Origin of the sequence: Candidatus Thalassolituus haligoni, assembly GCF_041222825.1 — a bacterium.
In the GTDB taxonomy this organism is placed as follows: Bacteria; Pseudomonadota; Gammaproteobacteria; order Pseudomonadales; family Oceanobacteraceae; genus Oceanobacter; species Oceanobacter antarcticus.
This window is the reverse complement of sequence record NZ_CP139482.1, coordinates 1,639,891-1,665,700: the sequence shown is the minus strand read 5'-3', so window position 1 is coordinate 1,665,700 and position 25,810 is coordinate 1,639,891. Positions and strand designations below refer to the sequence as shown.

At 55.0% G+C, this 25,810-nt stretch carries 16 protein-coding genes; 4 read left to right on the top strand and 12 right to left on the bottom strand.

The genetic code is table 11. The annotated features are described in order from the left end of the window. Position 1: 1 nt before the first annotated feature. Complete coding sequence (sbcB, locus tag SOJ49_RS07525; RefSeq protein WP_369857615.1) at positions 2-1,444, bottom strand: exodeoxyribonuclease I; 1,443 nt, start codon at positions 1,442-1,444, stop codon at positions 2-4. Between the two features lie 230 nt (positions 1,445-1,674). On the opposite strand from sbcB, the gene SOJ49_RS07520 reads away from it, so the two are divergent. Both SOJ49_RS07520 and SOJ49_RS07515 read left to right on the top strand, forming a co-directional pair. Beyond that, on the top strand, positions 1,675-4,389 hold the full coding sequence (locus SOJ49_RS07520) for a DUF349 domain-containing protein (RefSeq protein ID WP_369857614.1): 2,715 nt from the start codon (positions 1,675-1,677) through the stop codon (positions 4,387-4,389). Between the two features lie 244 nt (positions 4,390-4,633). Next, positions 4,634-5,842: a PQQ-dependent sugar dehydrogenase gene (locus SOJ49_RS07515; protein ID WP_369857613.1), complete on the top strand. Its 1,209-nt coding sequence runs from the start codon at positions 4,634-4,636 to the stop codon at positions 5,840-5,842. A 47-nt stretch (positions 5,843-5,889) separates the two neighbouring features. On the opposite strand, the gene SOJ49_RS07510 is transcribed toward SOJ49_RS07515, so the two are convergent. Both SOJ49_RS07510 and SOJ49_RS07505 read right to left on the bottom strand, forming a co-directional pair. After that, on the bottom strand, positions 5,890-6,075 hold the full coding sequence (locus SOJ49_RS07510; RefSeq protein WP_369858049.1) for a sulfurtransferase TusA family protein: 186 nt from the start codon (positions 6,073-6,075) through the stop codon (positions 5,890-5,892). Between the two features lie 174 nt (positions 6,076-6,249). Beyond that, positions 6,250-6,432: a tRNA (uracil-5-)-methyltransferase gene (locus tag SOJ49_RS07505; protein WP_369857612.1), complete on the bottom strand. Its 183-nt coding sequence runs from the start codon at positions 6,430-6,432 to the stop codon at positions 6,250-6,252. A gap of 61 nt (positions 6,433-6,493) precedes the next feature. Here SOJ49_RS07505 and hrpB point away from each other — a divergent pair, with 61 nt between their 5' ends. Further along, positions 6,494-9,097 carry an ATP-dependent helicase HrpB gene (hrpB, locus tag SOJ49_RS07500; protein ID WP_369857611.1) on the top strand — a complete coding sequence of 868 codons (2,604 nt, stop codon included), beginning with the start codon at positions 6,494-6,496 and terminating at the stop codon, positions 9,095-9,097. 37 nt (positions 9,098-9,134) lie between these two features. Here the strand turns inward: hrpB and SOJ49_RS07495 are convergent, their stop codons facing one another. The 8 genes from SOJ49_RS07495 to SOJ49_RS07460 form a co-directional block, all read right to left on the bottom strand. Continuing rightward, positions 9,135-10,736, bottom strand: coding sequence for a DUF4124 domain-containing protein (locus SOJ49_RS07495; protein ID WP_369857610.1), 1,602 nt, complete (start codon positions 10,734-10,736; stop codon positions 9,135-9,137). A 268-nt stretch (positions 10,737-11,004) separates the two neighbouring features. Continuing rightward, a complete protein-coding gene (locus SOJ49_RS07490; protein ID WP_369857609.1) occupies positions 11,005-11,793 on the bottom strand; it encodes an SHOCT domain-containing protein in 789 nt (262 codons plus the stop codon). A 206-nt stretch (positions 11,794-11,999) separates the two neighbouring features. Beyond that, a complete protein-coding gene (locus SOJ49_RS07485; RefSeq protein ID WP_369857608.1) occupies positions 12,000-14,432 on the bottom strand; it encodes an EAL domain-containing protein in 2,433 nt (810 codons plus the stop codon). Continuing rightward, entirely contained in the window at positions 14,429-16,267 is a 1,839-nt protein-coding gene (locus tag SOJ49_RS07480) for a PAS domain S-box protein (RefSeq protein ID WP_369857607.1), read from the bottom strand. The genes SOJ49_RS07485 and SOJ49_RS07480 overlap by 4 nt, the downstream gene beginning before the upstream one ends. A gap of 271 nt (positions 16,268-16,538) precedes the next feature. After that, a complete protein-coding gene (locus SOJ49_RS07475) occupies positions 16,539-19,418 on the bottom strand; it encodes an FAD-binding and (Fe-S)-binding domain-containing protein (protein WP_369857606.1) in 2,880 nt (959 codons plus the stop codon). Positions 19,419-19,479: 61 nt separating this feature from the next. Continuing rightward, positions 19,480-20,193 (bottom strand): lactate utilization protein C, encoded by a 714-nt coding sequence (locus tag SOJ49_RS07470; RefSeq protein ID WP_369857605.1) that lies wholly within the window; start codon positions 20,191-20,193, stop codon positions 19,480-19,482. Beyond that, complete coding sequence (locus SOJ49_RS07465; RefSeq protein WP_369857604.1) at positions 20,183-21,751, bottom strand: LutB/LldF family L-lactate oxidation iron-sulfur protein; 1,569 nt, start codon at positions 21,749-21,751, stop codon at positions 20,183-20,185. The genes SOJ49_RS07470 and SOJ49_RS07465 overlap by 11 nt, the downstream gene beginning before the upstream one ends. Further along, positions 21,748-22,563 carry a (Fe-S)-binding protein gene (locus SOJ49_RS07460; RefSeq protein ID WP_369857603.1) on the bottom strand — a complete coding sequence of 272 codons (816 nt, stop codon included), beginning with the start codon at positions 22,561-22,563 and terminating at the stop codon, positions 21,748-21,750. Before SOJ49_RS07460 ends, SOJ49_RS07465 begins: the two co-directional genes overlap by 4 nt. Positions 22,564-22,841: 278 nt before the next feature. Between SOJ49_RS07460 and SOJ49_RS07455 the strand changes: the two genes are divergently transcribed. Beyond that, positions 22,842-23,603, top strand: coding sequence for a GntR family transcriptional regulator (locus tag SOJ49_RS07455; protein ID WP_369857602.1), 762 nt, complete (start codon positions 22,842-22,844; stop codon positions 23,601-23,603). A gap of 22 nt (positions 23,604-23,625) precedes the next feature. Here SOJ49_RS07455 and SOJ49_RS07450 read toward each other — a convergent pair whose 3' ends face one another. Then, complete coding sequence (locus tag SOJ49_RS07450; RefSeq protein WP_369857601.1) at positions 23,626-25,749, bottom strand: ATP-binding protein; 2,124 nt, start codon at positions 25,747-25,749, stop codon at positions 23,626-23,628. Positions 25,750-25,810: the final 61 nt, after the last annotated feature.

Below are 25,810 nucleotides of genomic sequence, written 5' to 3'. Positions count from 1 at the left end.
GTTAGTCCTCATCCAGCGGATAAATCGATTCGGCGTAAAGTTGCAGGTCTTGCATCCAGTGCAGCTTGCGTGAGTCATCCATCACCTGCTCTGCCGCCAGCTGCAATTCATGGGCAAATTGCTGGAAATTTAATGCCCGACAAGCGGGGTTGTTATGAAACAGGCGTTCGCGACGCACGCTTTCCCAACGCAGACGATCATCGCCTTCCAGCGTTTCCGGGAAGTTTCTGGCGCGGTAGCGGAATAACATCTCATCGCCGCGACGATCCTTGAAGCGCCCCTGAAATGAAGGCAGATCCCACGGCGAGGCGTTATGCAGTTCGTTCATCAGATTACGATCAGCGGGCGAGAAAAAGCCATCGTACAACTGGGTATCCACATCAGTGTGCGCGGCAAACTCACGCTCGGCAAACACCTGTTGTAGCTTGGCGGTGATATCCACGCCCTGCTTGATCATGCCCAGATGCTTGCGCAAGGTATCACCACTGAGGTTCCAGCGTGCGGCCTGATCCGGCGTCAGGGTTTTGGCTGGTGCCAGCACCGGTGACTTGTTGAGGTGCAGCTCTTTTAACGGCAAGCGCTCCACTCCCTCTGGCAAGTCATCGGTTTTGGTAAACACCCGCTGGCGAATTTCTTCCGCTGTCAGCTCAAACAGTGGCGTCGGATCCTGGTGCAGGTCGAATACAATCACGCTGTTTTTGTTTTTCGGGTGCATGCACAAGGGAACAACGATCGCCATGCAGCCCTGCTCAACGGGAAACATACCGGAGATATGCACCAGCGGCTTGCGCTGAGCCACATCGATCAGATCGGCGACGGCTGGCTTGCGGCGCAGCTCAAATAGATAACGGTATAATCTTGGTTGTTTATCACGAATCAAGCGCGCCAGGGCAATGGTTGCCCGCACATCAGACACCGCATCATGGGCTTTGCCATGATTAAGACCATTGGCAGCGGTGAGGTGCTCCAGCTTGAAACTGACCCGGCCGTCTTCGTGTTGTGGCCACTCAATACCGTCCGGGCGTAGTGCATAGGCACAACGCACCACATCCAGCAAATCCCAGCGGGAATTGCCGCCCTGCCACTCCCGTGCGTAAGGATCAAAAAAATTGCGATACAAGGCATAACGGGTGAATTCGTCATCAAAGCGGATGCTGTTGTAACCGGCGCTGCAGCTGCCCGGCACCGAGAACACCTCATTAATCTGGCGAATAAACTCAACCTCGGGCAACCCCCGTTGCTGACAGTCCTGCGGTGTTATGCCGGTAATCAGCACCGCTTGCGGGTGTGGCAGGTAGTCATCGCTTTGTTTGCAAAACAGCTCGATCGGTGGCTCGATTTCATTCAGGTCTTCGTCGGTACGAATGGCAGCAAACTGTGCCGGACGATCCCACGCCGGGCTGGCTCCAAAGGTTTCGTAGTCATACCAGACAATGCTGCTCACATGATTCTCCTGCTAACGCCGACGCTGTACCCGGACTCTGTGCATCCGGTCAAATAGGTGCGCATGGTAACAGCTTGAACCCCCACCACGCACGCCGCCCTTACTGTACGGTCATAACGCCCGAGACAAACCGACGGTACGATTCAAACCGTGACGGACTTCCCTAATATGCCGTGCACTGTACAATGGCCACGCTTTTTTCCTTTGTGCAGGTTGGACGGATCAGCTCGATGTCTTTATTCAAGAAGTTTCTGAAACCAAAATGGCAACACGCCAATCCGGATGTTCGACGCCAGGCACTGGCCGAGATGGCCGCCGAACAACTCACCAATTTTATCGACACGGAGCCTGAAGCCGAACTTCGCAAGGCTGCGGTGATACGTATTCGTGATGAAGCCCTGTTGGAAAGCCTGTTGGGCCACAACCATCAGGATGTTCGTGATGCCGCCCGCGAACACTGGCTGACCCTGCTGTTGCCCGCCTCGGCAAACATCAACAGCATCACTCACAGTGCCACGCTGGTGCGTATCGCCGGATTGACCCGAGACCAGCAGCTGCGCCTCGACGCCATTGCGCGAATTTCCGATCAGCACGAACGTCTGTCGATTGCCCGAGACCACCCGGTCGCCAAAGTGCGTCTGGCCGCTGCCGAAGGTATCGACCAACGGGCGCTGTTACAGCAATTGCTGGAATTTGCCCAGGCCAAAGACAAGGCCGTCTATCGACTGTGCAAGGAGCGACTGGCTGCCGCCAAAGCGAATCAGGAAGCCATCGCAGCCCGAGAACAACAGATTACTCATGTGTTGGATCAGGCCGCTTATCTGAATCGGGTTGGCTATGGCCCCGATTTTAACGGCCGCCTGCAGGTATTGCAGCGCCAGCAACAGGAGCTGGACGACAGCCTGACCACAAGCCAGCGCCAAGCACTGGCAGCAGAACTGGTCAAGGCCGCCCTGATTCTTGAACAACACGACGCTGAAGAACAGCGTCTGGCAGAACAGCAACAACGCCGTACAGAAGCTCTGGCGGCACAGCAACAGCTGATTACTGAGCTCGACGATGCCCTGACAGCAGCACCGGCCAGTGCCGATCCGGAACAACTGAAACAGCAATTACTGACGCTTGATGAGCGCTGGCGTGCAACTCAGGCAGAGCAAAAAGCCGCCGCCGACGCCCAGCGACAGTTCGAAAATACCATGCAACAAGCGCTCGCCTTGCAAGCCACTCTGGAACAAGTCAACGCCAAACAGACTGAGCTGGCACAATGGCTGGAGAAAGATCTTCCTGCCGATATGCGCGGCTTGCAACAGGTGATCCAGGGCGGCAAAAAATGGCAAGCCCAGCTGAAATGGCCAGCCCATCTGGAACAACCGGAATGGCTGGCGGCCCTGTCTGGCAAGCGTCAGCTGGCAGAAGCCCAGCTGGCCAATCTGGAAAACCAGCAAACAGCCCGTACTGATGCACTGCAACGCCAGCTCGACACGCTTGAACAGCACATCGACGACGGTCACCTGAAAGACGCCAGCAAGCTCTATGGTCAGGTTCACCAGAGCCTGCGCCAGATTGACAGCAAGGCTGCCCATGCCTTCCAGAACCGCATCAAGTCTCTGGCGGCGCGGCTGAATGAAATGCGTGACTGGCAAGGTTTTGTCACCACGCCGAAAAAAGAAGCCCTGTGCGAGTCGATGGAAGCCCTGGTCGACGCCGATATCAGCCCCGATGTACTGGCCGACAAAATCCAGGTACTGCAGGATGAGTGGAAAACACTCAATTCCTCACAACCAGACAAGGAATTATGGGATCGTTTTCAGGCCGCTGGCGACAAGGCTTTCGAACCATGCCGGGCCTGGTTTGCCGACGTTGCACGGCAACGGGAAACCAACGTTGAATTACGTAATCAGCTGATCGACGAATTACGTCACTACGAAGCCCATCTCGACTGGGATAACGCCGACTGGAAAGTGGTGCAGAAAACCCTGGAAACCGCTCGGGAAGTCTTTCGTAGCTATTCGCCGGTTGATCGGGCAGCCCACAAGGATACCCAGGAACGCTTCCGTGACATTTGTGACGCCGTTTACAGTCACCTCAAGGCCGAATACGACCGCAACCTGGCGGCCAAATCCGCCCTGGTTGAAGACGCCGCAGCACTGGCAGAAGCGGATGATCTGGTCGATGTCGTGGATCGCGTCAAAGAGTTGCAGCAGCAGTGGAAAGAGATCGGTATTACTCCACGAGCACCCGATCAGAAATACTGGCGCCAGTTCCGCAGCCAATGTGATGCGGTTTTTGCCCGCCTTGATGAACAGCGTACCGAACGCAAGGCCGAATTGAATGGCCGGGTAACAGAAGCAGAGGTGCTGGTTAATCTGGCAACGGAATTACCCGCCAGTGCATTGCCAGCTGCAGATGCACTCGAACAGCTCAGTCAGTACGAACAACAGTTTGCAGCCATCGAACTGCCCCGCTCCGCCCATCAGCGGCTGCGCAAGCAACTGACGGACGTTTCCGCTCAACTGGACGACCGCCAGACTGCCCAGAGCCAGGCCGCTGAACGTCAACGCTGGCAGGGTTTGCTGGATCGATTACAAGCGCTGGCCGATCACAATGAAACACTCTGGCACGAGGCCGAACAGCTGCCGGCTGCTTACCCATTGGCCGCGTTTGAACAACGTTGGCAAATGGATCAGGAAACTTCCGTTTCTGTCGACACCGAGGCCGCCCGCGACCTGTGTATTCGGATGGAAGTCATTGGCGGGCTGGAATCTCCGGCTGACGATCAGGGTCGGCGCATGCAGCTGCAAGTGCAACGCCTGGCACAAGCGATGGGGCAGAGTATCGGACACACCGATGAACGTCGCACACTGGTACTTGAATGGCTCGAAACGCCTGCCAGCGCATCCCAGCAACAACGGTTTATTCAGGCATTAAAAGCGAGTCTGGATTAGGGGTTTTCCACTTCGAATAAGCGCTGGAAAATGGCATTCCCTGGTCAGTTCAGGGAATGCCAGCCAATAACCGTTCATCCCCTGCTTGCGGATCCGCAGCAGAATCGATTTACTCGGAACACAAGAATCAGCTACTGTTTGACCTGCCTGAAATATAATCGGCCACGGCGCTGTCCCGTGCCTGTTATCCCCATTAGCCAGGCTTATTCGTCAACGCACGGCACAATGACAGGGAGGGTATGGCATGTCTGTTGCTCATTCATTGATGGCCGCGACCCTGCTGTGCTGGCTGACTTGCAGTCTTTCCAGCAGCGCCATAGCCATGGCCAGCCCGGCAGGAAAACCGGTTTTACATCCTCTGTCTTCACTCACAGCCGTACATTCCCAACAGGGTAACTTCATTCCTGAAGTGGTTATTTCCGGGTTGGAAAACCCCTGGGCCGTCGCCTTTATTAACAACGACAAACTGCTGATTACCGAACGTCCCGGTCGCCTGCGTATCGCCAGCCACGCCTACCTGAACGACGACTCACCGTTTTTGCTCAGCCCGCCCATTACCGGTTTACCCGACATCTGGACCGGAGGTCAGGGGGGGTTGCTGGATGTCGCCTGGCATGATGACTGGGTCTATTTCAGCTACGCCGAAGCGGGCGACCTGCTGACCAATTCGACCGCCGTGATGCGCGCCAAACTCATCGACAATGGCAACCGCAGCTACCGACTGACGCGGCAACAATTACTGTTCCGGCAAGCCCCGAAGTATCTGTCACGCGCCCACTTTGGCTCACGTCTGGTATTTGACCAACAGGGTTACCTCTATATCACGCTCGGCGAGCGCTTTTTTCCGCGCAACGATGCCCAAAACCTGGAGAACCACCTCGGCAAGGTCATACGACTGAAAGCCGACGGTACCGTACCCCATGACAACCCCTTTGTTGGCCAACGAGGGGCAATGCCGGAAATCTGGAGTTATGGCCACCGCAATCCTCAGGGCGCCGCCATCAACCCGGCCACCGGTGAACTCTGGATACACGAACACGGCCCCAAAGGCGGCGATGAAATCAACCTGATCAAACCCGGACACAACTATGGCTGGCCAGTAATCACCTATGGTGAGGAATACATTGGTGGCAGCATTGGCGAGGGAACACACAAGGACGGCATGGATCAGCCATTGTATTACTGGGTGCCTTCGATCGCGCCATCCGGCATGGCCTTTTATACCGGATCGGCCTTTCCTGAATGGCAAGGCGACCTGTTTGTCGGCTCCTTAAAATTCCACCAACTGGTCAGGCTGGAGCTGGAAGGTAACAAGGTGGTCGCCGAAGAACGGATCAACATTCCCGACCTGGATCAGCGTATACGCGACGTAGTACAAGGACCGGATGGCCTGCTGTATCTGGTAACCGATGATGCCGATGGCAAGATTATCCGCCTGAAACCGGCACCTTGAGCGGATCGTTGGTTGCCACCAAAGCGGCAGTCGGCGGAAAGAGTTCGTTAAACCGTGTCTGAACGCTTGCGAATCACAAACCGGTAAACCCCATCAAGCTCTTCCTGCAACAGCATTTCCTGTTCCAGAAAACCGCAAAAACGGGTGAAATCCCGGCGCGTCGAAGGATCTGTTGCCAGTACCTCGATACAATCCCCCAATGCGGCATCGTTAACCAGATTGTGCAGCAGCATGACGGGTTCCGGGCAAAACAGGCCGCGGGCATCCAGCTGATGCTGAATCGGCAAATGGGTCGTGGTTTCTGACGAACTCAAGGGTAACTCCAGTCAGTAAAGGGACAATAAATGAGGCAATATAACGGATAGCGGGCTCAACAATTCAAATAAGAAGCCGAGTGAAGCCTTTGCTCAGCGCTTTTTCTTTGCTCGCTTTTTACGTAAATAATCCTTAACCGGTGTTTTACGATTCGGTAACGCCTGTTCAAAACGTTCACGGATCGATTCCACCCTGGCTTCCTTGTCACGGTGGGAACGCTCATGACGATGTTTTTCGCTGGCTGACGCAAAATCCACCACAGTGTCGTTTGCCATAACGGCTTACCTCCTGACCGGTATATACTTCAATGCTAGCTATAGACCCATAATTATACCAATGAATCCTTGCCGACCCGCATTTCCTGTCGATACTCAGCTTGCCAGCATTACGGCACAACTGGCAACCCACCAGACCTTACTGCTGACTGCTGAACCCGGTGCCGGTAAAACAACCCGCGTACCGCTAGCGCTGCGAGCAGCACCCTGGCTCGCCGGACAGCAGATTATCATGCTCGAACCTCGTCGTCTGGCCGCCCGCAATGCCGCTGTGTTTATGGCCAGCCAGCTGGGAGAAGCCGCAGGCGAACAGGTAGGCTACCGGGTTCGGCTCGACAGCAAGGAATCTGCCCGTACCCGGATATTGATTGTGACCGAGGGTATTCTGACTCGGATGCTGCAAGACGATCCCGAATTGGCAGGCGTTGGCCTGGTCATTTTTGACGAATTCCATGAGCGGCACCTGAATAGCGATCTGGCACTGGCACTGGCGCATCAATGCCAGCAGCTGCTACGACCAGATCTGAAACTGCTAATCATGTCAGCCACGCTGGACACCGATGAGCTGTCGCAGCGGCTGCAAGCACCCCTGCTCCACTGCCCTGGCCAGGGCTTTCCGGTAACGCTGGATTACCGGCCACCACAATCGGCCAACGAGTCACTCAGCCAGCATGCCAGCCGGGTGATTCATGAAGCACTGCGACGCAGTGACGGCCACCTGCTGGTGTTTTTGCCCGGCGTGGCCGACATCCGGCGTCTCGGCGATGAACTGGAACGACGTTACCCACAGAACGATTCCCTGGATTCCCTTAAGGTAATGCCGATTCAAATACTGCCACTGCATGGACAGCTCAGTGAGCAGCAACAAAAACAGGCCCTGGCAGATTTGCCCGCAGGCCAGCGCAAAATAATACTGGCCACCAATATTGCCGAAAGCTCATTAACCCTTAACGGCGTCACCTGCGTGGTTGACAGTGGCCTTGAACGACGTATGGAGTTCAGCCCGACCAACGGTCTCAGTGAATTAAAAACCCGCCCGATCAGCCAGGCATCCGCGACCCAACGCATGGGGCGCGCGGGTCGGCAGCAGTCTGGCCATTGTTACCGGCTATGGCCGGAAAGCACGCACCAGCAGCGCCCACCCCATATTGAAGCGGAGCTGCTGAATGCCGATCTGGCACCGCTGTTACTGGAACTGTTGTTATGGGGCGCCGAGGTCGATGAGTTACTCTGGCTCGATTCGCCTCCAACGGCGGCACTCAATCAGGCCCGCAGTCTGCTTCATGGTCTGGGTTACCTCTCATCCCCCGACAGTAACGTCCTGTCTGAGCATGGCCAACAATGCGCCCGTCTCGGTATTGAACCCCGTTGGGCCTCCGCCCTGGTGGCAGCCCAACAACAAGGGCAAGCTCGCCCGGCTGCGGAATTGATCGCGTTATTACAGCAATGGCCCCACCAGCAGCGCCGCAGTGACGATGTCGAGCGACTGTGGAATGCCAGCCGTTCGACGCCGTTGTGGCAACAACGGGTCGCCCCTCTGGCTCAGCGCTGGCTCAAGTGCTTGCCCGTCGGCACAACCCGAGCTACCAGTGGCGCACCGGTGGCATTGGCTCGCTGGGCCTTGCTGGCCTTCCCTGAACGATTGGCCCGCTGCCGCTCCAACAGCAGTGCACCAGGCACTGGCAATACCCACAATGCCTTACGCTATCTGATGGCCAGCGGCAGCGGTGCGGAACTGCACCCGAATTCCGACCTGATCGGCAGCCCTTGGCTGGTGATTCTGGATCTGTCGGGCGCGGGCAACCATCTGATTCGTCTCGCCATTGCCATTGATGAGTCTGAACTGGCGGCCACTCTGGCAGCCAATCCGCATTGGCTGTCACAGCACACGGTGGTGCAATGGCAGTCACAAGGCAACTTACTGGCGGAAGAACAAAGTCGGATTGGTGAATTGATTTGGCGTCGTCGCAAGCTGGACACGCTCGGCAGCCAACAATGGCAACAGGTCTGGCGTGACTATTTTAATTCGGCGGCCAGCTCCGCAGTCAAGGTTCAGCAGCGGCTGGCCAGCCTCAACTGGAATGCGGAAGCCACACAGTTACGGCAGCGGCTATTACTTTTGCACAATCATGACCAGTGCCAGAGCACTACGGGAGGCTGGCCGGATGTCTCCGACCAGGGCTTGCTCGCACGTCTGGATGACTGGCTGTTACCCTATCTGGATGGCTGTCGTAATGAACGGCAACTGCAGCAACTCAATTTGGTGACCCTGCTGACCAGCCTGCTCGACTGGCCGCAACAACAACAGCTGGAACAACTGGCTCCGACCCATTGGCAGGTTGCCAGTGGCTCCCGTATTCGTATTGATTACACGGAGACACCGCCAGTACTGGCGGTCAAACTGCAGGAAATGTTCGGTTACCCGCAACAGCCTGCGGTACTGTCAGGGCGTCTGGCGCTGAAAATCCAGCTATTATCACCGGGCCAAAAACCTCTGCAGGTGACTCAGGATCTACCCCATTTTTGGCGTCATGGTTATGCCGAGGTGCGCAAGGAAATGCGTGGCCGTTACCCCAAGCACCCCTGGCCGGAAGACCCGCTCAGTGCCGAGGCAACCGCGTTGACCAAAGCGGCACTGGCCCGGCGTTTGGCAAAATCATCTTGAAATAGTCAGAGCTACTATTTGGGCATATCTGGACATATCAGGGTTTATCGAGAAAAGGCTCAACCTTGCTGATCAGACCGGCGGCGGTGGGGGCACCCAATTCTGCGGCCTTACTGGCATCAGCCATCGCCGCCTGGTATTCCTGCTTGGCAAAATAGGCATTGGCCCGTGCCAGCAAGGCATCCTGGGTTTCACCAAAACGGGAGATGTAACCATCCCAGAGGGCCACCATGTCGTCCCAACGCTGCCGGCGGGTAAGCAGATTATCCATCAGTACAAACCACTCGGGACTGGCATTGGGTGATGCCAGCGCCACCTCCGCATCACTTTCGGCATTGGCCAGTTTTCCCATTCCCAGCCAGGTGACTGCCCGCTGATAACTGGCCGGACCATCCGCAGGATCCAGCATCAAGGCTTTGCCAAGATAGTCCAGAGACTCATCTGGATGACCACTCTCTCGGGCGCGTAAGCCCAAGCCAGTCAGACTAGTGACCAGCTGGGTACGATAAAGACGAAGTTTGGCTGATTCTGGATCAATTTCCGTGGCATAAGCCAGTTCTGCCGCCGCATTACGATATTGCCGCAAATCACCATAGATCTGTGCGCGACCCAGATAACTGTCGGCATCGGCAGAATGCAGTTGCAGCGCCTGAGCAAAATCATCCAGTGCCTCAGGATAGTCTTTCAATGCCAACCGCGCTTCTGCGCGCTGACGATAAAAACCGGCAACATTGCCATAAGCCAGGGCGCGGCTGAATCCAGCTTCCGCCGCTACATACTGGCGACGCCCAAGCTGGGCCTCAGCCAGTAAGGCCTGTACATATCCGGGCAATATCGCCAGTGCCGGATTACTGGCCTTATTCACCATAATCCTGTTGGCAAAGGCCTGCATTCTGGCTTTCGAACCACCCCAGCGGGGTGTTAGAAAACTCAGTTCTGTTCGTGCTACCAGCAGCGATTCAGGCACAACCTCCAGCGCATGCTGCAGGTAAACCTGATGCTGGGAATCATCTCCCAGGGCCACCGCCGCACCGATCAGTAAACTGTAGGCCAGTCCCGAACGCGGATTCACTCGCAAAGCGGCATCAATATCGGTCAGGGAGGCATAAAAATAGCGCCGCATGGCGTCAGTTTGTTCAGGCGAGCGATTGGCAGTTGACTGGTGGTAAATATCCCAACCCAGCCCGGTCAGGTAGGTGGCACGGGCAAGATACGGATACTCCAGGCTGGCATAGGTGCGCACCCAGTCATTGAAGTAATGTTCCATGCCGGGTTTACCCAAATCGAACACTTGATAGACAGCTGCCAAGTGCGACTCAGAACGGATATCCTCATCCAGCGTCCGCTGATATTGCTCCAGGCGGTCATTCAGCACACCAAACTGGCGTGCCCGCAACAACTTGCGTAAATGCAGATAATCGCGACTGGAGATACCTTCCAGAACAATCGACGAGTGGGAGGCAGGATGCTTGCTCTGGCTGACAAAAGCCTGTTCTGCCGGGTTTTCGGTATTACGTCCGGAAGGAGCACGATCAGAAAAGTGGCTGCGGCCATCACTGTCGACCCATTGGTAGACCTGAGCAATCACCTGAGACCCCATCAGGCACGACAATAACAGTGCAATCCAGACAAGGTTCATGGCAGCTCCAAAATAATTCAGGCAATTATATTAATGGAATTCTTGATAAAAAGGTGTCGGCCTTTTCACATTGATGAATGATAACGTGGAATTACCTGATGCGATTAACTCAGGCTGCGCAGGCATGGAAATTTGCGACGGATATTAGAGTAGCGCCAATATGTCGTGGCGCTACTCTTGTTACAACGGTTACAACGAAAATTGTTACAACGACGATGACAGCGTTTATTACAGCCTTATCAATAAATGCTCATCCACCGATGATTGATTAAAGGCGCTGCAGCAGCTCGGATTTTTTGTTGGAAAATTCCTGCTCTGACAAAATCCCCATATCTCTCAGGCTGGCGAGTTTTTCGATCGCAGCAAAGACATCATCACGATTGCCGCCATTGTTTTGCGGTTGTGCCGGTGCCGACTGAACGGGTTCTGGCGCACGATTACTGGTATTGGACGCTGGTGAAGAAGCAGAGGATTGGTCAAGAAAAGGATTATGACCAGAAACAATCGGCAGACTGGTCAGATACACTGTACCAAACTGGCTGCTGAACGTTAGCGAACTACCACCACCCTGCTGCTGGCTAACACCACCAATCTGGTGTTGCTGGGTATCGTAAACACTGACTTGTCCATTGGAGTCGAGCGCCAATCGATGACAATGCGGGAAAATAGCGTAACGAATATTATTTTGAGCACCCGACGATGAGGGGCTACCCAGCTCTGACGGCCACCAGTTGTTGGACTGAAAACCACCCTTCCCGGATGCACTGGCAGCTGGCGCTTGAAATATCATCTGGCCACCGGCAAGAATCGACGCGATTTCACTGCACAGATTGTTGACCGTATTTTTCAACCCATTGTTAAACATATCGCCAACCATGGTCATGCCGCCACGCATCCATTGGCCACCACCGCCCAGTTCCGGGCAATAAAATTGCGCCATGGTGCCGTTACCGTTAATAACAGCCTGAATCATGCAAATTACCGCGTCACTGGACAGTCCATACCGACTACCCAAGTCATTAACAATACCCTGACCATACTCTGTTAAATTGCTCATAATAATCTCCTGCTGCGTGACGACCTTTTGGCGCCACCATACAGCATCTACAACGGGAATGTGTGACATTTATAGTGAATTTCAAGGCTATTTGAGTAGCTGCCAAACACACTGAATAAACAAGTATTCCCGGCAAGAAAGTGTTACCCGAATCACCCGCTACCGGCACTTTTGTGCACCATAACGGGTCGGGTAAATCACCTGCTTTAAAGGCCCTGAGCACTCATTGGAATGACCTCCCTGCCATCCAGTTGGCGAGCATCCTGCCAATGTAAAAACTCGTCCAGCGGTAAGGCAGGACTGTAAAGAAACCCTTGCAGGCATTCACACCCCATTTCCCGGAGCATCTCCTTCTGATCCAGTGTTTCCACGCCTTCGGCTGTCACATCCAGATGCAGTACCCGACACAAGGCCATGATTGCCTTGCAGATTTCGACATCATTGGGATTACCGGGCAAGTCCCGGACAAAGCTGCGATCAATCTTGACTCGATCAAAGGGCAAATCTTTCAAGCGCCCAAGCGATGAATAACCAGTACCAAAATCATCAATGGCCAGATGCACTCCCAGTCGGCGGATACGTTCAAGCTGTGGCAATAATGGCGCACTGGTTTGCAAGGCGGTTTCGGTCATTTCCAATTCCAGCTGGTCTGCTGGCAATTGGTAACGCCTGAGCATATCGGCAACGATATCTGGAAACTGGTCATCTGCCATTTGTCGTGACGATATATTGACCGACAGACGCATTCCCCTGAGACCGGTTGCATGCCACTGCGCCAGTGTGCGACAACACTCTTCCAGCACCCAGATGCCTATTTCAATGATCAGCTCACTTTGCTCTGCCGCAGGAATAAAGCGATCCGGCAACAACAAGCCCAGTTCTGGATGCTCCCAACGTAATAGAGCTTCGGCCCCACACACCCGCCCATCGCTGGCCGACAACAACGGCTGATACCCAATCAGAAACTGGTTCTGTTGCAAGGCCTGACGCAGATCCGTTTCTATTTTAAGGCGTTGCCGATATTCCTGATCCATGGCGAAATCATAAAAGCAGTAACGATTCTTACCCAGTTTTTTGGCTTCGAACATGGCCGTATCTGCGGCCCTTAACAGCTCCTCCGCTGTGCGCTGGGAGTCTGTCGACAACACCAGACCGGCACTGGCACTGATGTGCACCCGCTCACGGCTCAGGGTGACTGGCTCCGCCACAGCACTTAAAACCTTACCAGCTACCGTCTGTAACGACTGCTGGCTGCTGTCGCCGCACAGCATGATGACAAATTCATCCCCGCCCATACGTGCTACAAGATCTTCTTCACGCAACACCCCCACCAACCGCTGGGCGACCGTTTGCAGCAGCTTGTCACCTTCGGCATGACCCAGTGTATCGTTAACCCGTTTGAAGCCATCAAGATCCAGATAGAGTAAACCGAGTCGCTCATCGGGTTTTCGCTCCCGAACCCGTTGTTCAAGTAATCGTTCCAGCCGTACCCGATTACCCAAACCGGTCAGAGAGTCGACAAAGGCCATGCGGATGATGCCCTGCTCAGCTCGCCGTAATTCAGAAATATCCGCAATATTAATGATATAGCCTGTCACCTGGCCTTGTTCATCCAGTACTGAGCTGATGTGCTCCCAAGCGGGGAAGATATCGCCATTTTTGCGCCGACAGGCGATTTCACCACTCCAGTCCTGCCGTTTTGGCAAGGCATCGACCGGCATCCGGTCATGATGACGCCGCGCGTAAATCAGTGGCCCTGGCTGCTGCCCCAGCAGATCGTCGCCAAAGCCGGTCATTTTTGTAAAGGCCGGATTCATTCTCAGGACGTTAAAGTCAGCGTCGGTCACCAGCAAGCCTTCGGAGGATGACTGAAACACCACATTGGCCTGATTCAACAGCGCCTGGGCCAGGTACTCTTCATGCACATCATGGAGAATACCGATCATAAACAACTCTTGGTCAGGTCCTCTGACCACACTGGCCAGCAAGCGAGTCCAGCGGTATTCCCCTCCCACCGAAGCTGCCAACCGCAGCAACTGCGACAAGCGACTTTTTAGTCCCAGCTGTACCCGGAAATTGTCCAGATCATCGGGGTGTACGACGGAGAGCAATTCTTCAATATTCATGCGGTATCCGTGCTTGTCTGACCGGGCCTCTGGCTCCGCCAAGGCCTGAGACAATTCCGGGTGCCACTCCCACACTTTCATATGGGCTGTTTCCAGCGCCAGATGTAAGCGTTCCGCAGAAATCCGGATTTCCTCATCGGCCAGATAGCGGGCAACAGCCACCTGGATTGCCGCGTCAATTTCACGTCGTTCAAACGGCTTGACCAGATAGCCATAAGGCAAGCTGGCAATGGCACGGCTCATCGTCTCGCTGTCGGTATAAGCCGTCAGGAACACCACCGGAGTGCCAAACTGTTCGTGTATCAGCAAGGCGGCTTCCGTGCCCAACAAATTGCCCGCCAGATGAATATCCATTAACACCAAGTCGGGTCGCTGCTGTGCTACCAACTCCAGCGCCTCTTCGCCACTACTGGCAATCGCAATGGCATCGTGACCCAGGTCGATCAGAGTCATGCGCAAGTCCAGCGCGGTAATACGTTCATCTTCAACAATCAGGATACGCTGTGGCTTCATTTTTCCATTCCTGCTGTCACTTCTTCACTCGGTAATTCAAGTCGAAAGCAAGTGCCTGGCACGTCTTCAAGAAGAATCGAGCCATTCATCTGAGCCACTAACCCGTGTATCAATTGAAAGCCCAAGGTCGGACTGCTTGCTGGATCTATCCCGACAGGAATACCGACCCCGTCGTCATGCACGGTCACCGACACTCCAGATTGTCCAGAAGAGAAGCCAATCGCGATGGCACCACTCGTGCGATCAACAAACGCATGCTTGATGCAATTGGTCACCAACTCGTTGATGTAGAGTCCAAACGGCTGGGCAACCCCCAAAGAAATATGAATCTGTTCCGGATTCGAATACACCTGCAACTGAATGCCCTGCAGCTCTGACAGATAACTGCGTTTCAGCAAATCAATCAGCCGATTGGCGTAAGCCACAACATCGACCTGGTCGAAGTGTTTCTGTTCGTAGAGCAGTTGGTGAATCAGCGCCATTGCCTGAATCCGCCCCTGGCTTTCGACAAAGTAGCGGCGCATGTCTTCTGGCACTTTGCGGGTTTGCAGACTGAGCAGACTGGACACTACCTGGAGGTTATTTTTAACCCGATGATGTACTTCGTTAAGCAATGAGGTTTTTTCATCCAGCGCCCGTATCAGATCTTCCTGAATCGATTTTTGCACCGAGATGTCCATCACCGTGGCCAGTGTCCTTGGCCCATTTCTGAATGTCAGCGGTGTCAGCCCTACCTCCACAGGGAACATTGAGCCATCCTTGCGCACCGCAAACAGTTCACGTCGTGAGGCCATGGTGCGTGCCTCCGGCAAGCGACGATAGCTGGCGCGCAAATGCACGTGGCGCTTAGCCTGTTCTGCCGGAATCAGCGCCTCGACATCCAGTGACAGCAGTTCTTCCACACTGTATCCAAACATTTCTGCCGCCCGCCGGTTAGCGAGGTTGATTTTACCTTCGCTATCCACCAGTACCAGACCATCAGCGGTACTGTCGACGACCCGTCGAAAACGTTCTTCGCTGAATTTGAGTTTGTCTTCGCTGGCGACCCGCGCCGAGACGTCGATCGCTGAAGAAATCAGATGTGTGACCCTGCCTTGCTCGTCCAGCAGCGGTGACATCATAAAGTCGATGGTCATACGGGTATCGTTGATCATCCGTACCACGACATCATAACGCACCGTTTCTCCGGCAGCCGCCCGTGCGATTGTCTGCTTCATCTGCTGCTGGACATTTTCGTCATAATTCCACCAGAAACAATCCCAGTATGGCTTCCCCACCACGTCATCCAGGGTAATGCCAGCAGCTTCCAGCGGTGAGCGATTGGAATCCAGCACCACCCCATCAGTAGAGAGAATACCGACAAAGGCAAACAGGCTGTCGAGCATCCTCCGCACCAGGACATTGGCGGCTTCTCTGGTTCGTTCAAGCTGCCGCGTCATGGTCATGTTTTCCGCCACGACCAGTACGCCAATCACTTCCGTTGTCGCATCGTTATTGGCGAATATAGGTAAATAGGAACCGAGCCAGCGGGAGTCCTTGCCTGACAACGATGGTGTTTCGCCCTTGACTTCAAAGTTACAAAACCGTTTACCCGTTGCCAGCACCTCATCCAGCATGGGCACAATCACTGGCGCCAGCTTGGGCAGTACTTCGCTGACACTGGCGCCAATATGGCGGTCAGCAGCGAGGCCGTTAAAGTTGGTCAGGGTTTCGTTAATGCAGAGGTAACGCTGATCACGATCCAGAACGGCCAGACCTAGCGGTGAATCTTCCAGCAGAACGTCAAATGCACCCGCCTTGACGCGATTAATGTCCAACAGAGAATCCTTGTTCATATATAGGGGCCATCGGTTTTTTTTTGAGTATAGAAAACGAAGGCCACTTGGCATGACAATATACAAACCGTGCTAAAAAAATCCTGGTTAGATCAAATATGCATTATTAATCATGGCAACCCACGACCATTGCCGCCACATCTCTTCCAATGAAAACGCCCAACAGCACAATACCTGTTTCTGTCAGAACTACCGGGATGTGGATGCTTGCAAGCGAGCAAGTACCGCTGCCAGATTGCAGCAGTACTCTGGAGAACAAACAGACGATGGATTAATCCTGAGACAGGGTGTCCAGACGAATAGAGTGTGCGGCAACAGGCTTACTTTTACTCACCCGATCGAGCAAGTAGAACAGCGAGTGATAAGGGATTTCGCCATGCCGCGCCAGGCCAATCTCGCAGGTGCGACTGGTTGAAATGCCTTCCTTGCAGTCCTTGACCTGGCCTCGCAGCGACGCCAGCGCCGAGGCGTTCAGCTCTGGCAAAACAAACCCCTTGTCGCCAGCAAAGCCGCAGCAGCTAATGTCTTCCGGCACCACGACTCGGGTGGAGCACTGCTTTGCCAGTTTGATCAGTTCAGTGCCTAACCCCTGCTTGGTGGTTGAACAGGTGACATGCACGGCAACTGCGTCATCCACGGGTGTGATAGCCAGTTTCGGCACCAGATACCGATTGGCAAAATGCACCGGATCGAGCAGCTGAATACGCTTATCCAGTTGCTGGCTCATACGAAATACGCAAGGGCTGGTATCGATCAATACTGGAATACGGCCCATATCACTGGCCACCAGCAACGCCTGGTTCAGCTGTTCCCGCATGGCATCTGCCTGCTCAAACATGCCCTTGCTCTCCAGTGGCATACCGCAACAAAACGCCTGTTGATCGGCCAGCTGGGTCACTGTGAGACCGGCTTTTTTTGCCAGATCCAGCGTTACCTGCTGCAAACTGCGCTGGTCATCGTCCTGCTTTGCCGACCCCATATTCCGGCTGGCACAACTCGGAAAATACACCAGATCTACCCCGACTCCGGCCACTTCCGGTGTCGGCGCCAGCGGCCGGGCGCTACCGCTGGCTTGCGGCATGGCATCATGCCATTGTGGCAGCGCATCGAAGGTCAGTTTGTTGGCCACCTTGCTGATACCTGCCAGTGCGGAATCCCCAATCACCGCACGGGTCAGATCCAGCATTTTCAAACCGGCACGCGTGCCGTTGGCAACCAGCTCAAAGTGTCCGGCAACCCAGTCCGCCCGGCCGCCATAACGGGCGTTACGCTCGCTGCGCAAAAAACGACTGAGGTCGCCGGTATTGATGTCCACCGGGCAGGCCAGACTGCACAAGCCATCCGCAGCACAGGTATCAATGCCTTGATACTGGTAGTCACTGAGTAATTGTTCGTACTCATCAGAGCGATGCAAGTTGGCGTGCTGTCGCTCCAGCCGACTCAGCTCACGCATCACCACAATCCGTTGCCGAGGCGTCAGTGTGAGGTTTTTCGACGGGCACACCGGTTCACAAAAACCGCATTCAATACAGCGGTCGATCAGGTCGTGGGCTTCCGGTATCGGTTTCAGGTGTTCGATATGAGTACGCAGATTGCGGGTCAGAATCACTTCCGGGTTGAGGATACCAGCCGGGTCAAACGCCGCCTTGATACGCCACATCAGCTCATACGCCTGTGCCCCCCACTCCAGTTCCACAAAGGGTGCCATGTTGCGCCCGGTGCCATGCTCGGCCTTGAGCGAACCATCGTAACGACCAACCACCAGCACACAGACTTCGTCCATAAAATCGGCATAACGCTGAATTTCAGCAGCGTCGGTAAAATTCTGGGTAAACACAAAATGCAGGTTTCCGGCCAGAGCATGGCCAAAAATAATCGCTTCGTCGTAGTGGTATTTGCTGAACAGCTGCTGTAATTCCAGCACTGCGGGGGCCAGGGATTCGACCGGAAAGGCGACGTCTTCGATGATCACTGTGGTGCCTTTTTCCCGCACCGCGCCGACGGCCGGAAACAACCCCTTGCGAATATTCCAGTAGCGCTGACAGATGTCTGCATCGATGGTAAAGGCGTTACCATGCAAGGTATCAAATTCAGCCAGCACTGCGGTCACGGCGGCCAGACGCTGGTCGAGTTCTTGCTGGCTGGTGCCACGAACCTCCACCAGTAAACAGGCAACGTCGTTAGCCAGTGCAGCCAGATAATCGGGCATGCCTGGTTTGTCTTCCACACAGCGTAAACTGGCGCGATCCATCAGTTCCACCGCCGCTACCGGAGCGCTGGCCAACGCGGTGACTGCACGACTGGTGCGTTCGATATCGGCAAACATCAATAAGGCCGACGCCTTGAACGCATGTTCTTCTACCGTGCGATAGACCACTTCTGAGACAAATCCCAGCGTGCCTTCCGAACCGACCATCAAGTGCATCAGGATGTCGATCGGGTCCTGAAAATCAACCAGGGCATTAAGGCTGTAGCCAGTGGTGTTCTTAATTGAGAATTTTTTGCGGATACGGGCGGTCAATTCCTGATTGGCAGCCACCTCGTCACGCAGCGAGGCCAGTGTGGCGATCATCTCGGGCTGGCGTTTTACAAATGCCTGTCGCGACGCCGGGTCGGCGGTATCCAGGATCGTGCCATCGGCCAACACCAACCGCATTGAGTCGATGGTCTGATAGCTATTCTGGGCTGTGCCACAGCACATGCCAGAGGCGTTATTGGCAACAATACCGCCAATTTTACAGGCATTGATGGATGCCGGATCCGGGCCAATCTTGCGTTGGAACGGTGCCAGTTTACGATTGGCATGGGCACCGATAACGCCAGGTTGCAGCCGCAGTTTGTCACCGTTCTCCAACACGTCAATACCATTCCAGGTTGGTGCCAGACGAACCAAAATACCATCTGTGACGGCCTGACCAGACAGACTGGTGCCTGCCGCGCGAAAAGTGACGTGTACCTTGTGCTGGCCAGCCAATAACAACAGTTGCACCACCTCGGCTTCTGTATTCACCATCACGACGGCCTGCGGTATCAACCGATAGAAGCTGGCATCGGTTCCCAGCGCCAGCGTCCGCAGCGCATCGGTGATGATTCGATCAGACTCAATCACCTGCCCCAGTTGCTTCAGAAAATTTCTATATTCGGGTTTCATTGCTTATCCCTGACGACACCGGCTTGGCGGTACCGCCGCAAAATCAGTTGTGTTCATCAGCTCAGTCGCTGGCGCATTCATCCTGCACGCATTCATCCTGCACGCATTCATCCACTAACAGCACCACCAGCTCTTTTGGCCCATGGGCGCCATAAGCCAGGGTTTGCTGAATATCGGCGGTTTTACTGGGCCCGGAAATCAGCAACAGGTTGGTTGGCAGCTTACCCTGCCAGCGTGGCTGCTCGATCAGTTCGGCAAAGCCGGATACCAGATCGGCTTGATGCAGCAGAATGATGCTCAGCGGCGGCACCAGCGACAAGGTTCTTGGCTCCTCTGCGCCGGTGGCCACCACCAGCGTGCCGGTTTCCGCCAGTGCCGCAGTGGCACGACTGAAACCGGCCGACATCTCGGTGAACAATCGCACTCGCATACGACTATCTGCGTACGCTTCCAGCGCCTGGTCAAAGCGCGACAGACGGAGTTCCGGCAGGCGGCTGGCCAGCGCGTCGGCCAGTTCCAGATTAGCGGGGCTTTGGCCCAGGCAGAGCTGATCCAACCGTTTTTGCTGCAGCAGTTCAACCAGTTGCCCAATCCAGTTGGCCCTGTTGCATTCAATTACCTGGGCGTGATTGGCCGTCATCAATTCGATGAAACGGGCTTTCCAGGCGGTTTCCGGCAAGCGCGGCATGGCGGGCAAGTCGCCGTGGTTAACCGCCGTCGCCTGTTGCGCTTGCCCTTGGCGCAAGCGCTCGAGAATTCGGGTTTTACTGTTCATTGCTATTCTCTCTGCTATTGGCTACCGGAGATGCTTGCGCGGCAATACCCGCCTTGCGGGCCAATTCATGCAGGCTGTAGGCTGCAGGTTTTGGCATCGAACGAGTGTTCGTCCAGGGGGCCAGTCTGGCGGGCATCAGCTTGCGGCCACGGGTCATTAGCCTGGTCGTCAGCCGGTACAACCAGGGCACCTTGTGCACCAGACTCCAGCCTTGCCAGATCAGACTTTCGGCCAGCGTACGCTTGCTGCCGGTTCCTTCCACATGCGTCTGGCCATTTTGCTGACGACTCAGTGGTGCCACTGCCTCAGCCCGCAGATCACGAATCAGATCTGGCAACGGGATACGTACCGGGCAAGCCTCGCCACAGGCACCATTAAGCGAGCAAGCGTTGATCATGTCTCCATGAACCGCCAAGCCGCCAGCCGAACCCAGCTGGGGTGTCACCACCTGACCAATCGGGCCAGGATAGGTCGAGCCGTAGGCATGACCGCCAATCCGGGCATACACCGGGCAATGGTTCATACAGGCACCACAGCGAATACATTGCAGGGTCGATTTCAGATCCGGGTGGTTGAATATTTTCGAACGACCGTTATCCACCAGCACCAGATGCACCTGCTCCGGGCCATCCAGTTCGTCCGTCTGGCGCGGGCCAGAGATCATATTAACGTAGGTGGTAATCAGCTGGCCGGTGGCAGAGCGCGGTAACAGGGTAAGTAACTCCGGTACATCACTGAGACTTTGCACCACTTTTTCAATGCCCGTCACGGCAATATGTAGCGGTGGCACGGTCGTGCACATACGGCCATTACCTTCGTTCTCTATCAGTAACAAGGTACCGGTTTCCGCAATCGCCATATTGACGCCAGAGATACCGGCATCAGCATGACGGAATTTCTCCCGCAGAATGGCGCGGGCATTACCGATCAGATCATCCACCTCTTCGCTGTAAGGTACCGGGTCACCTTCAGGGGTCGTGGCGCGACTGTGCATCAGCTGGGCGATTTGCTGTTTGTTTTTATGAATCACCGGCATCACGATGTGGGATGGCGCTTCTTTGGCCAGCTGTACCAGATACTCGCCCATATCACTTTCCAGACATTCGATCCCTCGGGCTTCCAGATAGTGGTTCAGCTCAATCTCTTCGCTGACCATGGATTTGCCCTTCACCACGGTATCGGCCTGATTGGCATCAAGAATGCCATGGATGATTTGATTGGCCTGCTCGGCAGTATCGGCCCAGTGCACCTGAATACCGTTGGCAACCAGGTTGGTTTCCAGTTGTTCGAGTAAATCCGGCAGCTTCGCCAGACTGCGCTGGCGGGCGGCTTCACCCCGATCACGCAAGGCTTCCAGTTCGACCGCATCTGGAAAGACACTCTGACGTTTGCCCATCAGAAAGTCACTGGCTCCCCGAAAACTGGCCCGCAGGGTCTCGTTTTTTAGTGCCATGCTGGCGCGAGCCTTGAAGTGGCGCGCCTGCATATCGGCAAACTCGTGTTCTTCCTGATCAACCAGGGTTTTTAATTCAATAAACGCTGAGGTTGACGAATTCATGCTTCACCTCCGGTCTGATCCAGGGATGCTCGTACCAGCGTTGCCAGGTGGCGTGTCGGCATGGCGCGGGCCTTGCCCTCGGCCGCCAGTACATCCAGCGTGCCGCCAATATTCATCAGACAGCCGCAATCAGCACTGGTAATCACATCAGCCGCTGTGGCTGACATCGCCATGGCCTTGTCGTGTGCCATCGCTGCCGAAATCTCCGCCTGCTTCACCGCAAAAGTGCCGCCAAAACCACAACATTCGGTAACCCGCGCCGGCTCCACCACCTGAACACCCGGCAGACGGCCGACCAGTTCCCGGTGCTCGGCCGCCACTCCCATGCCCCGCCGCGACGAGCAAGAGGTGTGCAGTGCCACTCGTTGCTCCGTTAGGTTGGTAATACCACGAGACTCAAACTGAATATCGAGAACGTTAATCAGAAATTCGGAGAACTCATAAGTACGTGCTGCCAACGCCACCGCCTGCGGCGCTTCCGGCTGGCCACGAAACAGCGCCGGGTACTCCAGATGCACCATACCGGCACAAGATCCCATCATCACTACAACGGGAATGTCCTCTGCAAAAGCTAACAGCTGACGCCGGGCAACGGCGCGGGCTTCGTTTTCGTAACCGGAATTCCAGGCTGGCTGGCCGCAACAGGTTTGTGCTTGTGGAAACACCACCTCAACGCCCTGGCTCTGTAAAACCGCAATCGCGTCCATCCCCGCCTGGGGGAAAAAACTGTCGACCAGACACGTGCCCATCAGGTACACCCGCGATGGTCGGGATGGATAGCTGCGCCGCCGTGACGACAGGGAAAGGGTCATGAGGATTCCACCTATACGGATGCCAGGTGCACTGCGTCAGTAGCCCGGCCGCAGGAATCACGACCGACATCGCAGAAAACACTTGCAGTTATTATTGTGATTGAATAAATTGGTCTTACCAATTTACCAAAAATACAACGCCAAATTACCTCTGAATATTGTCGGGGTCAATGGACAACTGTGGCCGCTACCGATCAAAGTCGCACGTCTGGCGTAAAATCAGCCACCATGGCGCACTTGATGGCACATTTGATGGCACACCGTACACAGGATTTCCCATGACCCAACGCATCCAGAGTCAGAAAATCTCCGCTATTATTGCTGGCCAGCTGGAAAGCATGATTATTGAAGGCAGTCTGGAACCAGGGCAGAAAATGCCGACCGAACGTGAATTGGCTGCTCGCTTTGACGTCTCTCGCCCTTCCATTCGCGAGGCGCTGAATCAGCTGGAGACCAAGGGACTGGTCAGCCGTCGGCAGGGCGGTGGTACCTATGTTGCCACCGCCCTTGGCCATTCTCTGGCCGATCCACTGCTGGAATTGTTTCAGAGTCACCCGGAGTTTAATTACGATTTGCTGGAATACCGCCATGCGCTGGAGGAAGTCGCCGCTCACTATGCGGCCCTGCGGGCGACGCCGGAAGACCATGCCATTATTGAACGTCGTTACCAGGAATGGCTCGACGGGCATCAGGCCCGACTCGGCGCCAAAGCAGAAGCCGAGCTGGACTGGCGCTTCCATTTATCCATCGCCGAGGCATCACACAATGCCGTCCTGTTGCATTCCATGCGGGCATTACTCAGCCTGTTCAAACAGACCATTGCCACCAACCTGACCTACCTCTACACCGAGGAAGGACGTCGGGATACCATCCGCCTGCAGCATGAAGCCCTGAAAAATGCGGTGATCCAGCGTAATGAAGACGACGCCCGACAGGCCGTCAATAACCATTTGGCCTTTGTTGAAGAAACGCTGCAGCAGAGCAGTCGCTTTGAAAGTCATGCCCAGCGCGCGCTGCGACGTTTCTCGATGATTCGCTAGGTGTCTGTTGTTTGCCATCCAATCAACATTCATCCCGCTTGATCAGCTGCTGCACCAGCGCCACCAGTGGTTCCAGCCGGAAGGGTTTGCTGAGATAGCCATTCATGCCGGCTTCCAGGCTAATCCGTTCATCTTGCGCTGAAGCATTGGCCGACAGCCCGATCACCGGGGTATCGATCTGGTAGTACTCCCGTAACAGCCGCGTTGCTTCAAGCCCGTCCAACACGGGCATCTGAATGTCCATCAGTACGATATCAATCGGCTGTAGCCCGTTCAGCAAGACGTCAACCGCTTCATGACCATTTTCTGCACACACCAGGGTCGCCCCACGCCGGCCCAGCATTTCACTGACCAGCTTGCGATTCACCGCGTTATCATCAACGATCAGGATGCCAATCCCCTGAAGCGACAACGACTCCGGCGCTGGCACACCACTGGCGAGGTCTGTGCCAGGACGTGCATCGACCTGATCAGCCTCAGTTTCTGCAATGGCAAGCGCTGACGAAGACATCTCAGGGCCAACATCCGGCAATGCCAGAGTCAAAGACACGCCAAATTGACTGCCTTTATCTTCTTCACTGCTCACCAGCAATTCGCCTTCCATCGCTTCCACCAGCGAACGGGTAATACTCAACCCGAGACCGGCACCGCCATAGTGGCGAGTATCCGAGCCATCCACTTGCTGGAATTGCTCGAAAATCAGCGACAGCTTGTTTGCCGGAATACCGCGACCGGTGTCGTTCACCAAAAATCGGAGCCGGACATGATCCTCACCCAAATGGATCAGTTGTACCGCCAGCTCAACCACACCAGCCGCCGTAAACTTTGCCGCATTGCTGATAAAATTGATGAGTATCTGGGTCAATCTCAGTTCATCACCGCAGACGCATTGCGGGATATCGTCGTCCAGGGTCAACGCTGCCTTGACGGGCTTGTCTCCCAGCAAGGCCTTGAGGCTGTCCATCACACTTTCCAGCATACGATGCAGCGGGAACGGCTTTGATTCGATCTCAATACCCACTGCCTGAATTCTGGAAAAGTCGAGAATATCATTCACCAAAGCCAGCAAGTGCCGCGCCGACGCCAGCGTCTGACTGGCATAACGGTGCACATGGGGTTCGGTTGTTCGAGTATCAATCAGGGTCGCAAACCCCATGATGGCATTCAGTGGGGTACGTAATTCATGGCTCATATTGGCAAGGAACTCGGACTTCGCCTTGTTGGCCACTTCCGCTTCCGTCAATGCCGCCTCACTTCGGGCATAAGCTTCCTGCAATTCGGTGGTGGCAACCGCCACTTCACGTTTGAGCACTGCCGGTTCGTTCATCAAATGCCAGAACATCCAGCCCAGTAAAGGGGCGACAATACAAAAGACCAGCCACAAGACAATCCGTTGCGGCAACAGGTAGTGGTAATCCAGCGCCCGACTGGCACCTATTTGCCAAGAACCTCCTGGCAAAATAACCGATGCAACCACCGGATCTCGCTCAAATACCTTGGCATCACCAAAGAACACATCGCCCTTGGCGCCCAGTGCATCCTTGCCACGCACAGCCAGATCCAGCCAGTATTCATGCTTGGATAATCCGGCTTCCAGCAACAACCGTTCGATATCGAGCAGTATGGTGGCGAAGCCCCAAAAAAACTCGCCCTCATTGCCCATCAAATAAATCGGATTGCGGGCAATGATCGCTCTGCCCCCCTGAACCAGGGAAATCGGCCCGGCAATGACATAACGACGTTCGTCAATAGCACGCTTGACGATCTTCCGGCGCGCCGGATCCGCCAATAAATCGTGACCCAGCGCCTTGCCATGGTGTTCTTTGTTGGTCATATAACGGACGACCGCGCCCGGCGCCAACTGCAAGCTCATCACGCCATCGGTATTCTGCTGGCTACTGGTCGCAAACACCTCGAATTCCTGTTCGGTAAAATTTGGTTGCGCATGAACAAAAGCCGCCAAGCCATAGGTCAACTGCAGGTGCTGGTTCACTACGGCAGACAGGCGGTTACTTACCTCATTGATACGGGTCTTGGCAATAATGGTCTCTGAGGCCTGTTGCTGGGCAACCAACAGCCGATCCATGTACAAAAAGACCAGACCCAGGCCGACCAGCAACACAACAGGAAGCAAATATTTGCGCATGGCACTCCGGGTGATCGCAAGGTAGTTTTTATCCCACGCTCCAAGACTAGCCCACTGAATA

Bases quoted from the DNA above. Each gene is read 5' to 3' on its own strand.
- SOJ49_RS07520 (WP_369857614.1), top strand. From the start codon at position 1,675: ATGTCTTTATTCAAGAAGTTTCTGAAACCAAAATGGCAACACGCCAAT.
- SOJ49_RS07515 (WP_369857613.1), top strand. From the start codon at position 4,634: ATGTCTGTTGCTCATTCATTGATGGCCGCGACCCTGCTGTGCTGGCTG.
- SOJ49_RS07510 (WP_369858049.1), bottom strand. From the start codon at position 6,075: ATGCTGCTGCACAATCTGGTTAACGATGCCGCATTGGGGGATTGTATC.
- SOJ49_RS07505 (WP_369857612.1), bottom strand. From the start codon at position 6,432: ATGGCAAACGACACTGTGGTGGATTTTGCGTCAGCCAGCGAAAAACAT.
- hrpB (WP_369857611.1), top strand. From the start codon at position 6,494: ATGAATCCTTGCCGACCCGCATTTCCTGTCGATACTCAGCTTGCCAGC.
- SOJ49_RS07495 (WP_369857610.1), bottom strand. From the start codon at position 10,736: ATGAACCTTGTCTGGATTGCACTGTTATTGTCGTGCCTGATGGGGTCT.
- SOJ49_RS07490 (WP_369857609.1), bottom strand. From the start codon at position 11,793: ATGAGCAATTTAACAGAGTATGGTCAGGGTATTGTTAATGACTTGGGT.
- SOJ49_RS07485 (WP_369857608.1), bottom strand. From the start codon at position 14,432: ATGAAGCCACAGCGTATCCTGATTGTTGAAGATGAACGTATTACCGCG.
- SOJ49_RS07480 (WP_369857607.1), bottom strand. From the start codon at position 16,267: ATGAACAAGGATTCTCTGTTGGACATTAATCGCGTCAAGGCGGGTGCA.
- SOJ49_RS07475 (WP_369857606.1), bottom strand. From the start codon at position 19,418: ATGAAACCCGAATATAGAAATTTTCTGAAGCAACTGGGGCAGGTGATT.
- SOJ49_RS07470 (WP_369857605.1), bottom strand. From the start codon at position 20,193: ATGAACAGTAAAACCCGAATTCTCGAGCGCTTGCGCCAAGGGCAAGCG.
- SOJ49_RS07465 (WP_369857604.1), bottom strand. From the start codon at position 21,751: ATGAATTCGTCAACCTCAGCGTTTATTGAATTAAAAACCCTGGTTGAT.
- SOJ49_RS07460 (WP_369857603.1), bottom strand. From the start codon at position 22,563: ATGACCCTTTCCCTGTCGTCACGGCGGCGCAGCTATCCATCCCGACCA.
- SOJ49_RS07455 (WP_369857602.1), top strand. From the start codon at position 22,842: ATGACCCAACGCATCCAGAGTCAGAAAATCTCCGCTATTATTGCTGGC.
- SOJ49_RS07450 (WP_369857601.1), bottom strand. From the start codon at position 25,749: ATGCGCAAATATTTGCTTCCTGTTGTGTTGCTGGTCGGCCTGGGTCTG.